Raw genomic sequence first — 14197 nt, forward strand, 5'->3', positions numbered from 1 at the left:
AAGGGGGAGCACTGTCCATGAACAGATTTCCTGTCTTTCGGATCAGCGGTACGCCGCGCGAGCGCGGGCGGCAATTCGGCCAACTGGCGAGTGAGCAAATCAGGAGCAACGTTCGGGCGTACGAGCGTGCTTTTCGCGAGGGAGCCGCGATCCAATGGAAAGACGCCACAGCGTATGCGGCGCAGTTCATCCCCTGGATCGAGCAGTACGATCAGGAAATTATGGAGGAAATCAGGGGCATCAGCGAAGGGGCCGAGCTTGATTTGCTCGACGTGCTGGCGTTGAACGTGCGCAGCGAGATTATAACGAATCTGGGAGACACCTCAACCTCACACAAGGCGGACGGTTGTACGTGCATCGCGGCTGTTGCGCCAGCTACGCAGAACCGGGAGACGCTGCTCGGACAAAACTGGGATTGGATCAATCTCGTGGGCGCCGGGCTTGTCGTGGTAGAGATCGAGCAGCCGCCGCGCCCAACCATTTTGATGATCACCGAAGCGGGAATAGTCGGGAAAATCGGCATGAACGCAGACGGGATCGGCGTGTGCCTGAATTTTTTGCGAACGAATGAAAAAGCGCTCGGAGTGCCGATCCACATCGTTTTGCGGGGCATTTTAAACAGCCGCACGCTGCCGCAGGCCATTCGCCAAGTGACAAGGCTGCCGCGAGGGACAGCAGCCAACTATTTGATCGCCCATCGGGAGGGCGAGACGGTCGGAGTCGAGACTGCCCCGGTTCGTTACGAGGTGTTTTATCCGCCAGACGGCCATATCGTCCACACCAATCATTTTGTCGCAGCGCGCATGCAAGCAGAGGATTGCGTCCGCATGGGGGCGGCTGACACGTATTTGCGGTTGGGCCGCGCCTCCAAGCTGCTGGCAGCCAGACAAGGAAGCATAGATGCCGCCTGCTTCAAACATATTTTTCAAGATCACGCCGGAACCCCCGAAGGAATATGCCGTCACGGGGAAGCAACAACAAGCGAGTCAGACGAGATGGTAGATTGCACGCTATTTTCGATTGTGATGAATTTGACGGCGGGCACGATGGAATTGACGCCGGGCAAGCCCTGTGAAAACGTGTACGAAACATATGGATTTAGCCAAAACGAATAGGATGAAGCCAGCTCCACAGTCGTCGCACAGAGCGTTTGTTGCGGCGGCTGTTTTTTTCTCAAAAAGGAGTGAAGAAAACGGGGATGGCAACGTCAAACCGAGATTGATCTGCAAGGATTTCAAGCTCTCGATCTGGAGCCGCTTGCCAAATTGCCGAAGCTGAAAAAGGCATCATTCAGTGTTGTGGCGATTGCCGATGTCAGTCCACTCCAGCGTATTGAGGATTTGAGCATGCACTACGCGGAGGTAAAAAATATCGATTCACTCAAACAATTGAAGCAACTGCAAAAGCTGTTCATATACAGATATAGCGGAGCGACCGATGTCAGCCAACTGCTGGAACGCCTGCAAAACAGCACACGAATGAAGGAAATCCACGTAATTGACAACGAAGTGACGAACCTGCAGCCGCTTGGTCAGATGAAAAATCTGGAGGTGCTGCAACTCGTCATAGACAATCCGCTACATGATCAAACAGTAAAGCCGCTGGCAGGGCTGCGCAATTTGAAGGCGCTCATGGATGGCACCGCTGCAATCCATGACGAAGCTGATCTGGCTGAATCTGAAACAGAACCGGGTCCAAAACCTGGATGGACTGCTGCTCAATGTACAGAAAGGCGGCTTTGCCCCCAAAGGTTATATATGCTTGTCGATGAATCCACTGCTGGAAAAAGCCAGTGCCAAAACGAAGCAGGAGCTGGCCACTTTGGCCAAAAAAGGCATCCAGGTGGAGATAGACGAGAGCGATAGTCCACAATTCGACGAAGTTTTGCCAGAGGAATTGTATTTTTGGTAGTCAGCCGTAAAAAGAAACGAGCCGGAAACCGCCTCAAGTGGGGGTCCGGCTTTTTGCGTTCCATTGTCTGCTATGCTTTTTCTTCTACCGTTCCCAGCTTCAGCTCCCGGATTTTTTGCACCCGCCCGATCACGATAGCGAGTACAAAAACCATCACACCGGAAAGCATGAACAAAAAGCCGATCCCTCTGCCTGCTCCTGTTCCGATGAGCTGTCCAATCGTGTCAGCAAGTGCGCCATTTTGCGCGAGAAGGGGAGAGAAAAAATGGTCGGCGAGAAAGCCTGCCGAACCGAAAGCGAGCAGCAAGCCTACTTGGGAAATGGCTGACACCATCGACCAGACGCGCCCTTGCTTCTCATTGTCGATATTCGTTCGGATCAACACTTCCAGACTGGTGTTGACGAAAGGCAGCGTGGCGAAAAAGAGGAAGCCGAACACGACGATCGGAACGACTGCCGGAAACGTACCCATCAGTGCATAAAACAGCCCGGCAAGCGCCAGTGAAAAGGAAAGAATCTTCGGCTTGTTGTTGCCAAGTCCTTTCACCCCGATGAACAGACTGCTGGCGAGCATCCCGGACGCCGCCAGGGAAAGCGAGATTCCCAGCACTTTGGAGTCGGTCAGCGTCAGCATCATCGGACTGAACAGCGATTGCAGAAGCCCGATGTAAAAGCAAACGACAGACATGAGCAGGACGAGCAAAAACACGCCTTTTTGCGAGAGCAGATATCGGAACGACTCGGACAGCTCGCCGAAAAAATCGCGGCTTTCATCCGCGGGCTGTGGTTTGCTGCCCTTGTTCATGACCAGCAGCACCGCCACAACCGCCAGCAAAAACGTAAGCATATCGATCAGCAGCACCATCTGGATGTCAAAGAAGCCAAGCAAAAAGCCTGCGAGGATCGGCGACAGGAGATATTGGGCAGAACCTGCCAGTTGAATCAGGCCGCTCGCCTGCGAGTATTGCTCTTCCGAAACCATGTCCGTCACCGCCGCTTTATAGGCGGGCGTCTGGAGCGCAGTCGAGATTGAGCTGATGCCGACGCCTGTGTATATATGCCACAGCTCCATTTGTCCGGTCCAGATGACAAACCAGATGAACATAATGCCGATAATCGAGCCGATGTCACCGATGATCATCATCCGGGTGCGATCGAATCGGTCTGCCAGCACCCCGCCAAAGGGCAGGAGCAGAAAGCTCGGCAAAAAGGAAAAGAGGATGACCAGCGAGAAGCTCGTGCTGGAATGGGTCGTCTGAAAGACGTAGACACCCAGGGCAAAAGCGGTCAGCCCGCTTCCGACCGCCGACAAAAACTGCCCGGACCAGACGACGAGAAATTGCCGAAATGCTTTGGTTTGGGCGCTCAAATGGCACCTCCCAAAAAAGCAAACGCGCCCGGCTCGGCACCCAATGCTCGCTCAATGATCGTCTGCATGGCCCGGCTGCGCGCGAGCTGTTCTTCCCGATCCCAGCCGAAAATATTCGATTCCAGGAGAAACTGCGAGCCTGCGAGCAAAAACTGGATCGTTTCCAGAGGGGCTGCTACATCAAACACGGACTCCTTGTTGCCCTGTTCAATGACCTGCGCGAAGACAGGGGCGATCTTTTGCACGATCGCCACATTCAGCCGCTCGTGCAGTTCTCTGTTTTCCGGACGATGCAAGCTGTCCATCCATTCCTGTTCGTGCTGCGCGATCCGGCTGTGCCCCCGCAGCATCTGCCGCAGCTTTTCCAGGGCAGTCTGCTTTGGATCGTCTGCCAGTGTCTGATATGCGGCAGCGAGCCGATCGACCATTCCTTGGACGAAAGCTTCCAAAATCTCTTCTTTCGACTTGAAGTAGTAGTAGAACGTTCCTTTCGCTACGCCAGCTTTCAGGATGATGGCGTTCACGGTTGTATGGACATAGCCTTGCTGCCGAAAAAGCTCTCCGGCTGCTTCGAGTATCTCGGTGCGACGAGTAACGGGGTCTTTGACGATGCGTCTCATGAGTGCCTCCTTTTGGAAAACGGACGGTAGTTGGTTGTAAATTACCATATGACTGACCGTCAGTCTATAAGCAATTGTTTTTTTCGTTCGAACCGTCATACATTTCCAATGCATGGCATCTGCATTTACTTTTTTTGTTATAATAGTTTTGCTAAAAATGCGGCTTCATCCAATCATACAGACGCCGGAATCGGCAGCCAGTGCGGTGAGGGGCTTGAAGGACAGGGGGCAGCCCACGATGAAGATCAAGGTGTTGATCGCGGACGACAACTCTTTTATACGAGAAGGCATGAAAATCATTTTGACGAGCTTTTCCGATTTTGAAGTGGTGGGAACGGGAGCTGGGAGTCATCGAGCAGATTGCCAAGGGACTGTCGAACAAGGCAATCGCCAAAAAGCTGTTCATTTCGGAAGGAACAGTCGCGAATTACATTACTTCCATCCTGAATAAAACAGGCCTGGAGCACAGGACACAGATCGCCATTTACTATCTGACAGGCGAGACGAGAATGTCTGGAGAATAGGAGAAGATTCATCGATGGATCGTTGGACGATTGGAAATAAGGCAACGGTGCTTGGCTATATCATGATCGCTTCGTTTCTCGCCCATCTTGCTTCCGAAGTGAACCCGTGGCTCATCCTGATCTATTTGCTGTACGTTGCGCTCAACATTTCCTTGCTGATTTTCAAAAAGCCGCAGTTCAAGCGTTTGCTGTCCGCTTTGTCTCTGGTGCTCGTGGCGGCAGGTGCGGTTTTTTGGGAGCCTTTACTCTGGCTGCTTTTGCCGATGAACATATGTGAACTGCTTCCTTCGTCAACCGTTGGCAAGGGATTAGGCATTGTCCTGATCGGAGCAGGCGGATTTTTGCTCCCGCTGGAACTGGTTCCTGTATACCTTTTAAGCGGCTTGCTCAGCTATTTGTTGTTCACATGCAGCAGCATGCTGTCGGAAAAAATTCGTTCCCTGGAGGGCGAGCGGGAGCGGCTGCGGGCGGATTTGCAGCGGCTGTCGCGTTCATTGAGCGAAAACAACGAATACATCAGGCAATCCGAATATACGATCAAGCTGGAGGAGCGCAATCGTCTTTCCCAGCAAATTCACGACGATGTCGGACATGCGGTGGCTGGCGCTTTGATCCAGATGGGGGCGGCGCGCATGATGCTTGCTACCGACCAGGAAAAGGCCAATGAGCTGTTGGGCAATGCGATTGCGATTTCCAAAGAAGGGCTGGAGCGCATCAGGCTGACGCTCAAGGAAGTGAAGCCGAGGCCGGAGGAGCTTGGGATCAATCGGCTCAGACTGTTCGTGGACGAACTGTCGGCAAAAGGAACGGTGGCAGCTACGCTCACGTTTGAAGGAGATATTGACGCTGTCACTCCGATTCAGTGGAAAATCATCCAGCAAAACGCGACCGAGGCTGTAACCAACTCGCTCAAATACGCCAAGGCGACAGCCATCTCCATCGAGGTGCGGGTGCTGAACAAGTTCATCAAGGCTGTTGTCGAGGACAACGGAGTCGGCACGGCAAAGGTCGTCAAGGGACTGGGCATCTTGGGGATGGAGGAGCGGGCCGCTTCTGCGGGAGGCACGGTCATCGTTGACGGGACGAAAGGCTTTCGCGTCACGACCCTTTTGCCGCACAGAAACGAATGATGTTTCTCATGAAAACAAGTGAAAAATCTCACGGCGAGGGGATGAACTTATGCACTGACATAGGGGCATCCTCTTTGATTACAATACTGGCATAACCACGAAGGGACTGAGTCGGATGAGCCATGTACTCGAAATCCGCAACTTGACCAAAAAATTCGGCGATTTTATCGCTGTGGACAATATGACGTTGAACATCGGCGAAGGAGAGATTTTTGGCTTTTTGGGGGCGAATGGAGCGGGCAAAAGCACGACGATTAACATGATTGCGTCCTTGTTGCGGCCGACAAAAGGAGAAATCGTTCTGCTCGGCAAAAACATCGTGAAGGACAGCAAGTTCGCCAAAATGAATACGGGCATCGTCCCCCAGGAGTTGGCGATTTACGAAGACATGACCGCGTATGAAAACGTCAGCTTTTTTGCCGGCTTGTACGGTCTGCGGGGAGCGATGCTGCGGGAGCGGACGGAAGAAGCGCTCGCGTTCGTCGGATTGGGCGACAAGCACCAGAGCTTCCCGAAAAATTTTTCCGGCGGGATGAAGCGGCGGCTCAACATCGCTTGTGCCATCGCTCACCTTCCCAAGCTGATCATTATGGATGAGCCGACAGTCGGGATCGATCCGCAGTCGCGCAACTACATTTTACAGTCGGTTCGCAAGCTCAACGAGATGGGCTGCACGATCATTTACACGAGTCACTACATGGAAGAAGTCGAAGAGATTTGTACCCGCATTGCCATCGTGGATCACGGCAAAATCATTGCGGAAGGCACAAAAGAGCAACTGACATCGATCATTACAGACACGAAAGAAATCTGGATTGGCTTTCGCGCGGATGGAGCGATCTCCATCGAATCGCTGCAAGGAATCGCTGGGGTCACTGCCGTGCGCCAGGAAGAAAACACGCTCAAGATCGTGTCGAAGTCGGAAGTCAACAATTTGAACCGGATTATCCAGCAGTTGATTAAAGACCAGGTAGAGATTCGCTCTGTCGAAGAGCAAGCCCCTAATCTGGAATCGGTGTTTCTGACATTGACAGGCAGAAACTTGCGGGACTAGAGAAAGGGAGATGCCAGATGGCTATTTGGAGAATTGCGTTAAAAGAGATTCTTTCCAGCGTGAGAAATCGGCAAACGTTTCTCTTCATGCTCGCCCTGCCGATCATCCTGATGCTGATTTTGGGTGCGGGCTTGTCCAATGCTTTTTCGTCAAAGCATTCGGTCGGGGAGGTTCGCCTGCTGTACAAAGCGACATTTTCGGAAAACGACATGTCTGCGTACTGGGACAGCTTTACGAAAGCGATCGGAAAAGAAGGGGTGGAAGTCGTCCCGATCAGGCCGGGGATGGATTGGCGCCAGGAAGTCAGCTCCGGGCGCTATACGGCTTATGCGACGATTGACAAGGACGGCATTGCGTTTTTCGGCAGCAGCAAAAATACAGTGGAAAGCGGCATTTTGCAAGGGATGCTGGTCGCCTTTGCCGATCGTTATGCACTCGGCACGGCCGCCTTTCAGGCGAGTCCGGGTGTCGGCACAAACATCTTGAAACATGCAGCGGAAAGCAAAGATTTTATTCAGGAAACAACGCTTGTAGCAGACAGAAAACCAGGCTCCATCGATTACTACGCCGTGTCGATGACAACGATGATCGCCCTGTTCTCGATCATTTCCGCCAACTATTTGTTCGGTGCGGAACGGGCGCGGAAGACGGCAATCCGCCTGATGGCAGCGCCGATCAGCAAGGGAGAAATTCTGGTTGGCAAAATGATCGGCAATGTGTTCATCAATACACTCTGTGTGCTGGTCGTCGTGCTGTTTAGCAAATTTGTCTATCATGCTTACTGGGGCAATCATTTTTGGCTGGTTCTGCTTGCTTTGTTGACAGAGGTACTCTTGGCGGTGAGCCTGGGACTTGGCATCGGGTTTCTGCTGACCAAACAGGAAGGCTCGTACATGGTAGTGATGATTTTCTTGCAGTGCGCTTCGTTTTTTGGCGGCGCGTATTTTCCGATTGAGAACACGGAGGGCATCTTGACGCTTCTGACCAACTTGTCTCCTTTGCGTTGGATCAATACGGCTTTGTTGGAGCTGATCTACATGGACAATATCGTCGCCGTCTGGAAAGTGATCGGACTGAATCTTGGAATCGCAGCTGTGTTTCTGGTCTTGACGGTCATCTCCATTCGCAGACGGGAGGCATTTTAACATGGATGAAATGGTGTGGCTCATTCGCAAAACGCTGAAAGATACGTTCCGCAAGAAAAAGAACTGGTTCTTGTACTTTGGTCTGCCGATTGTCGGGATTTTGATCTCGCTGTTTTTTTACAGCAATGCAAGTACAGGAACGATCCGGGCCGGGGTAGTCAATCAAGATGGCAGTCAGGTGGTCACGAGCGGAGTCATCCGTTACTTGGAGGGGCTTGGTCAAGTTCAGGTAACTCCATTGGATGAGGAGACGCTGCGTGCACGCATCGCTTCGGGCGATCTGGACTGCGGCATCATTTTCGAGCAAGGCTTTGCGGATCGTGTGAAGGCAGGCGAGCCAGGGCACATCCGCATCGTTTCCGTCAAAGGCGAGTCGGTCACGGCATACATCAAAGCGATGCTGCAAAGCTATATTGGCAACGTGGCTGCGATCGGCAAGGAGACAAAAGGCGATGAAGCGGCTTTTGCCCGCATTTACGACAGCTACAGCCAACATCCTTTCAAGCTTAAAGCGACGGCGCAGCCTGACACCTCGAATGAGAAAATGATGTCGTACCAAACGATTGGCTACTTGATCACGTTCATGATGTTTTCTGCGGCCAACTTGTCCGAGATCATCCTCAAGGAAAAAGAGAACCGGACGTTCTTGCGCTTGCTTTCCTCGCCGATGTCAGCGAGAGCGTACGTGCTGTCCAATGTCGTCGTCAGTTTGCTGCTGATCTTTTTGCAGATTGTTGTCACGCTGGTGGCGATGAAGCTGATTTTTCATATCGATGCGGGGATGCCGACCTTCCCGTTGATTGTTGTCCTGCTGCTGTTTGCTCTCACGGCAATCGGGCTTGCGCTGACGATTGTCGCATTTGCCAAAAGCACATCGGCAGCAGGAGCCATGCGCAATATGATCATTACCCCGAGCTGCCTGCTCGCAGGTTGTTATTTCCCGGTGAACATCATGCCTGAGACCGTGCGCAAAATATCGAGCTTTTTGCCGCAGCATTGGCTTTTGGACAGCATCGATCAGCTACAGCAAGGCCAGAGCTTGGGAAGCTTGTATGTGAATTTGCTCATTCTCGGAGGATTTGCCCTTGTGTTTGCCCTGATCGCGGTTTATCGGTTCGGGAAAAACAATGACAGCAGGCAGTTTGTATAAAGCTGAGCGGTATGAAATGAAGCGAGGTCTTATCCCTTTACAGGATAAGACCTCGTTGCTGTTAGCTAGGATTGTGCCGCAATGGCACCTGACACGTCGTAATGCTCTAACGGTATGTCCACTTCCAGACCGAGAGCGAGCTTCGCCATCTGATAGCCGATATAAGGACCCATCGTCAGGCCGGATGCGCCGAGGCCGTTGGCAACAAAAATGCCTTCCCAGCCGGGCAGCGGGCCGATGACAGGCAGAAACCCTGGCGTGAACGGACGGAATCCCACTCTCGCTTCGACGAATGTACTGTTGGCAAGCTCGGGAGCGATGTCCAGTGCTTTGGCAAAAACTTCGTGCAAGCCGCCTGGCGTAAGGCGTGTATCGAAGCTTGGCACATCGTTCTCGTGTGTGGCGCCGATCACCATTTTATGTTCATCGAATGCCAGCAAATATTGGTCGTTTGGAGGGATGACAACAGGCCAGTTGTCTGTCTGCCTGTCCGCGTATTCCAGATGAACAATTTGCCCTTTTTGGAAGGTGACCTGGAAGTTTACGCCCAGCGGCTGCAAAATGTGATTGGCCCACGCTCCGGCGCAGATCACGACAGAGTCGGCTGTGATGCTCTCCGTTCCAGCCTTTACCCCTGCGATCCGGTTCCCGTCGTAAACGAGTTCAGCGCTTTCGTATAAAAGGGACGCTCCGTGTTTTTGCGCGGCGCGCAGCAAAGCATCCCGCAAGGCGCGGCCATCCACGCGAGCGGCTCCTGTGACATGGACAGAAGCATAGCTTTCGTCCAGGGGCGGGAACAGCGCTTTTGTTTCGTCAGCTGAAAGCGTGGAGACATCCCCCAGCTCCGGTGCATCATCTTTGCGCGTGAGTGCCCGTTTTTCCAAAGTCAGCAGCTTGTCTTTGTCTGTATGGATGCTGAGCGCTCCCACCCGGGCATACCCGGTGTGCGTTTCTCCGCTTTGTTCCAGCTCGGCAATCAGCGAGGGATAGAAACGCGCCCCCTCCTTGGCCAACCTGTACCAGGCTTGATTGCGTCTTTGCGACAGCCACGGGCAAATGATCCCGGCTGCGGCATCGGTTGCCTGTCCTTTATCTTTTCGATCGACAATCATTACTTCTGCGCCTCTTTTTGCCAACTGATACGCCGTCGAAGCGCCAACAATTCCGGCACCTACAACAATGATTTTTCGCATGGTTCGCATCCTTTTTCATGAAGGGTGTACAGTGCATTTCCATTCTTACTATAAACCACGGGAGAAAGAAAAGGTATCACCGCTATCAGCTTGCGCATGGAAGAGAGGGGAGCGAGCGGCTTTTTTTGTCTCAACTTGCAAAGCTAAAATGAGGGAAATGATTCCGGATTCTGTGGAGTGAGGTGATGAGATGAGATGTTTGCAATCTTGCTTGCGCTTGGCTTGGGCTGGAGCGGTCTGCTGATTGGTTCTGCTTGCATAGCGCTCGGGATGCGGGCGGTTGGCATGCGTGACCAAAAAGATCGCGAGCGATTCAAGAGAGGCGCTTGGTTTATGAAAGCAGTGACAGGGCTGTGTTTTCCCCTTACGTACTGGAAATACGGCTGGACAGCGGAATTGCTGCTCGGCCTATCGCTTGTTTCTTTCCTCGTGCTCGTCACGGTGGCAGACTTGGCTGACCGCCGCATTCCCAATGGCGTGCTGCTTCCTTTTTGCCTGTCCGTTCTTTTGCTGCGCGGCTTGTTTCCTTATCAGGGCAGCGATTTTAGCGCTCAGCTGATCGGAGCGGCAGGCGTGTTTCTGCTGTTGTTGCTGATCGCAGTCGTGACGGATGGCGCAATCGGAGGAGGAGACGTCAAGCTGTACGGGGTGATCGGCCTGTTTCTTCCGCCGGATTTGCTTGTGTGGGCGATGATCTACTCGTCTGTTTCGGGGGGATTGTACGGTTTGGCGCTGCTCATAGCCGGGCGGGCGAGCTGTCAGTCAAAGCTGCCTTTTGCACCGTGGCTCGCTTTTGGGACGCTTGTCGCCTATTTTTCGGGGGAGCGGTTTGCGTAGGCGGATAAAGGGATAAACATGTTGATGTCGAAAATATGCAACTATGATGAAACGACATAGCCGAACCATACCTCATTACGCAGCAGCGCCTCTCTGGAAGTATGCAATCATCCTGACTTTTTTTCTTGCGCTGCTTTTGGGACTGCGCTGGATGTGGTACTCGCTCAATGCAGACCCAAAGCATCCTGATGTAGAGCACGGTGTCCTGGACATGCGTGGATGGGACTTTGAGCGTTCTCCTTCCATTTCGTTAAAAGGGCAGTGGGAGTTTTACCCGAATGCTTTTCTGAGCCAAAAAGATTTGAAGCAAGTGCCGGAAAGGGAGCGGCAATACGTTCAAGTACCCGGTGACTGGAGCAGCGCTTTTCCGAATGCTGCTGATTCGTACGGCTATGGAACGTATCGGCTGCGAATTTTGGTCGATCAGCAGTTGGAGCAACCGTATACGTTCTGGATTCAGGAAATCGAGGCAGCTTCCCGTATTGAGATTAACGGAGAGCATATCGGTGGACTTGGCGTGCCTGCTACAACAGCAGAGACGACCAAGCCGTGGAAGGCTTCCTACACAGCCACGTATACGGCAGGAGACGCCAAGGTCATTGAACTGCTGATCCAGAGCGCCAATTTTCAGCGGCCGCATAACGGAGGAATCATCAAAGACATTTACTTCGGCTCGCAGGCGGCGGTTGATACGGAACGGTGGTATTCGATTGGCCTGCAAATGGCGACCTTTCTGATTTTGCTGCTGCACGGGTTGTATGCGGGTATCCTGTTTGTTTTCAAGCCGCGCCAAAAGGAATTTTTATTCTTCTTACTGTTGTTGTTTTGCGTCGCGATCAAGACAGTGATTGACTACGACAACCTGATGCTGCTCTGGTTCCCGATTCCGTACGCGTGGGCGCTCAAAATCGAACTGCTGTCTTACATCTGGCAGCCTTTGCTCATGATCTTGCTGGTGAGAAGACTGTCCAATGCGGGAGGAGAGACAACCTCCAGGCTGTTCCGGGTTTACCTGTTCTTGCTCAGCCTGTACTGGCATCGTCCGAGTGGGTGTACCTTTCTTCCAAGCTGCTTTCCTTGTATTATTTAGGGCCGTTGCTGCTTTTTGCTTTTATCATTGTCCGCATGCTGATGCGCAGTCAGCAGGATGCGATGTTTTTGCTCATCGCCGCTGTCAGTGTGTATTCCAACGTGATTTGGGGCGTGTTGCAGCAGTATCAGCTGATCGACATGAAAAACGTCTATTATCCTGTTGACCTGATCGCCGCTCTCGTCAGCTTCTCGGCGTACTGGTTCAGAGGGTATTTCCGCCATGCCGAAGAGCGGGCGATGCTGACCGAGCAATTGAAGAAAGCCGACAAGCAAAAAGACCAGTTTCTCGCGCATACATCTCACGAGCTGCGAACGCCTTTGCACGGCATCATGAATATTGCGGAGACGGTCGTCATGAGCGAAAGACACGTCATGGGCAGCCGCAGCACACAAGACATGGAGCTGCTCATCACGATCAGCCGCAGAATGTCCCACCTGCTGGACGATTTGCTGGATGTTGTCCGCTTGCAGGACAAGCATATTGTGCTGGACAAAAAGCCGCTGCGCATTCAGGCGGTCACTTCCGGTGTGATCAGCATGCTTGCCTATATGGCCGAGGGCAGGCCAATCCAGTTGCAGATGGAAGTTCCCGATTCGACGCCGCCGATTCTCGCAGATGAAAAGCGTCTCGTGCAAATCTTGTTCAACCTGATTCACAACGCCTTGAAGTTTACGGAACAAGGAGCGATCACCGTTTTTGCCGAGGCAGTAGGCAATCAGGTGGAAATTCGCGTGTCTGACACGGGAATCGGAATGGATGAGGAGACGCAGGCGCGAATATTCAAGCCGTATGAGCAAGGCGGCCAAAGAGTGAACAACGGCGGAGGAATTGGCCTGGGGCTTGCCATCTGCGCACAGCTGGTAGAATTGCACGACAGCAAGCTGCATGTGCATTCCGAGCCAGGCAAAGGCTCGCATTTCAGCTTTCTACTTCCGGTGGTGGCAGAGCCGGAAAGCATGGCAAGCGTGGAGAACAACCGGGAGCGGGAGCGTTCGGGCGAAAAGGTGTACCAGGTGCCTGTATTAACCAAGTCCGCGCGCAACGAGTTTTACCCTTCCTGGTCTTCCCTGCACACGGCGGCCCGTTCATTTGCCGAACGAGGTGCCAACATTTTGGCTGTGGATGACGATCCGGTCAATCTCAAAGTGCTGGAGCGAATTTTGTCGCCGTATCAGATTACGACGTGCACGTCAGCGAGAGACGCGCTTGATCTGCTTTTCGCCAAGCAGTGGGACTTGATCATTATGGATGTCATGATGCCGCACATGTCGGGCTATGAGCTGACGCAGAAAATCCGGGAGCACTTCACACTGTCTGAACTGCCGATCTTGCTTTTGACCGCGCGAAGCCAGCCGGAAGACATATACACCGGGTATTTGGCCGGGGCCAACGATTATATTTGCAAACCTGTCGACGGCATGGAGCTGAAATACCGGGTCTGGTCGCTGACGACGCTGAAACAAACCGTCGATGAGCGCTTGCGCATGGAGGCAGCGTATTTGCAGGCGCAAATTCACCCTCATTTTTTGTTTAACACACTCAGCTCCATCTTGGCTTTGAGTGACATCGATACAGAAAAGATGCGCAATCTCGGAGACGCGTTTACTTCGTTTTTGCGGATCAGCTTCGACTTCCTGAACACAGGCGAACGGGTGCCGCTCTCCCACGAGCTGGAACTGGTCGAGTCGTACTTGTACATCGAAAAGGAACGCTTCGGCGAGCGCTTGTCCATCGAGTGGGAGGTCGACCCTGGCTGCGAAACCGTGCTCATCCCGCCGCTCACCATCCAGCCATTGGTCGAAAACGCCGTCAACCACGGCCTTTTGAGCCAGATCGAGGGCGGAACCTTGCGGATACGAATTGTGCGGCAGGAAGACGCTACCCGGTTTGAAGTGCAGGACGACGGTGTCGGAATGAACAAGGAAATCGTGGAGCGAATCCTGGACCTCGCCACGAAGGAAAAAGGCGGAATCGGCGTGTCCAATACGCACCGCAGACTGACGCAAATGTACGGCAAAGGCTTGTCCATCCAGAGCAAGCCGGGGGAAGGGACGACGGTGTCGTTTGTGATCCGCGATCAAGTCAAATAGGCATAAAAAGAAGGCATTCTGCATCGCTTTTCATCGCAAATTTCTTTCAATCAAAAGACCGTAAGTGCCCGCAGCCACTTT

The 14197-nt window shown here is 52.9% G+C and carries 12 protein-coding genes and 1 pseudogene; 10 read left to right on the forward strand and 3 right to left on the reverse strand.

Annotated features, from left to right (window positions below; translation table 11 throughout):
* Nucleotides 1–17: 17 nt before the first annotated feature.
* A complete protein-coding gene (locus HP435_RS04045; protein ID WP_173598708.1) occupies nt 18–1115 on the forward strand; it encodes a C45 family autoproteolytic acyltransferase/hydrolase in 1098 nt (365 codons plus the stop codon).
* Between the two features lie 150 nt (nt 1116–1265).
* Nucleotides 1266–1865, forward strand: a complete 600-nt coding sequence (locus tag HP435_RS04050; RefSeq protein ID WP_173598707.1) for a leucine-rich repeat domain-containing protein — start codon at nt 1266–1268, stop codon at nt 1863–1865.
* 116 nt (nt 1866–1981) lie between these two features.
* Here the strand turns inward: HP435_RS04050 and HP435_RS04055 are convergent, their stop codons facing one another.
* Nucleotides 1982–3280 carry an MFS transporter gene (locus HP435_RS04055; protein WP_173598706.1) on the reverse strand — a complete coding sequence of 433 codons (1299 nt, stop codon included), beginning with the start codon at nt 3278–3280 and terminating at the stop codon, nt 1982–1984.
* The gene (locus HP435_RS04060; protein WP_173598705.1) at nt 3277–3900 is read right to left on the reverse strand and encodes a TetR/AcrR family transcriptional regulator; all 624 of its coding nucleotides are present in this window, start codon (nt 3898–3900) and stop codon (nt 3277–3279) included. Before HP435_RS04060 ends, HP435_RS04055 begins: the two co-directional genes overlap by 4 nt.
* A gap of 332 nt (nt 3901–4232) precedes the next feature.
* Between HP435_RS04060 and HP435_RS04065 the strand changes: the two are divergent.
* The 5 genes and pseudogenes from HP435_RS04065 to HP435_RS04085 form a co-directional block, all read left to right on the forward strand.
* Nucleotides 4233–4424: pseudogene (locus HP435_RS04065) on the forward strand (response regulator transcription factor); the annotation flags it as partial.
* Between the two features lie 14 nt (nt 4425–4438).
* Entirely contained in the window at nt 4439–5554 is a 1116-nt protein-coding gene (locus HP435_RS04070; protein WP_173598704.1) for a sensor histidine kinase, read from the forward strand.
* A 115-nt stretch (nt 5555–5669) separates the two neighbouring features.
* Entirely contained in the window at nt 5670–6608 is a 939-nt protein-coding gene (locus tag HP435_RS04075) for an ABC transporter ATP-binding protein (RefSeq protein ID WP_122966340.1), read from the forward strand.
* 17 nt (nt 6609–6625) lie between these two features.
* Nucleotides 6626–7753, forward strand: a complete 1128-nt coding sequence (locus tag HP435_RS04080; RefSeq protein ID WP_173598703.1) for an ABC transporter permease — start codon at nt 6626–6628, stop codon at nt 7751–7753.
* Between the two features lies 1 nt (nt 7754).
* Nucleotides 7755–8903, forward strand: coding sequence for an ABC transporter permease (locus tag HP435_RS04085; RefSeq protein ID WP_173598702.1), 1149 nt, complete (start codon nt 7755–7757; stop codon nt 8901–8903).
* Nucleotides 8904–8968: 65 nt separating this feature from the next.
* Here the strand turns inward: HP435_RS04085 and HP435_RS04090 are convergent, their stop codons facing one another.
* On the reverse strand, nt 8969–10096 hold the full coding sequence (locus HP435_RS04090; RefSeq protein WP_173598701.1) for an NAD(P)/FAD-dependent oxidoreductase: 1128 nt from the start codon (nt 10094–10096) through the stop codon (nt 8969–8971).
* A gap of 195 nt (nt 10097–10291) precedes the next feature.
* Here HP435_RS04090 and HP435_RS04095 point away from each other — a divergent pair, with 195 nt between their 5' ends.
* From HP435_RS04095 to HP435_RS04100, 3 genes are read left to right on the forward strand one after another with little or no spacing between them, the layout of a single operon-like run.
* Complete coding sequence (locus HP435_RS04095) at nt 10292–10933, forward strand: prepilin peptidase (protein WP_173598700.1); 642 nt, start codon at nt 10292–10294, stop codon at nt 10931–10933.
* Nucleotides 10934–10976: 43 nt separating this feature from the next.
* The gene (locus tag HP435_RS29225) at nt 10977–12023 is read left to right on the forward strand and encodes a hypothetical protein (protein ID WP_370641092.1); all 1047 of its coding nucleotides are present in this window, start codon (nt 10977–10979) and stop codon (nt 12021–12023) included.
* Nucleotides 12011–14116, forward strand: coding sequence for an ATP-binding response regulator (locus HP435_RS04100; protein WP_367304800.1), 2106 nt, complete (start codon nt 12011–12013; stop codon nt 14114–14116). Before HP435_RS29225 ends, HP435_RS04100 begins: the two co-directional genes overlap by 13 nt.
* Nucleotides 14117–14197 lie beyond the last annotated feature (81 nt).

The organism is Brevibacillus sp. HD3.3A (assembly GCF_013284375.2).
Taxonomy (GTDB): Bacteria; Bacillota; Bacilli; order Brevibacillales; family Brevibacillaceae; genus Brevibacillus; species Brevibacillus parabrevis.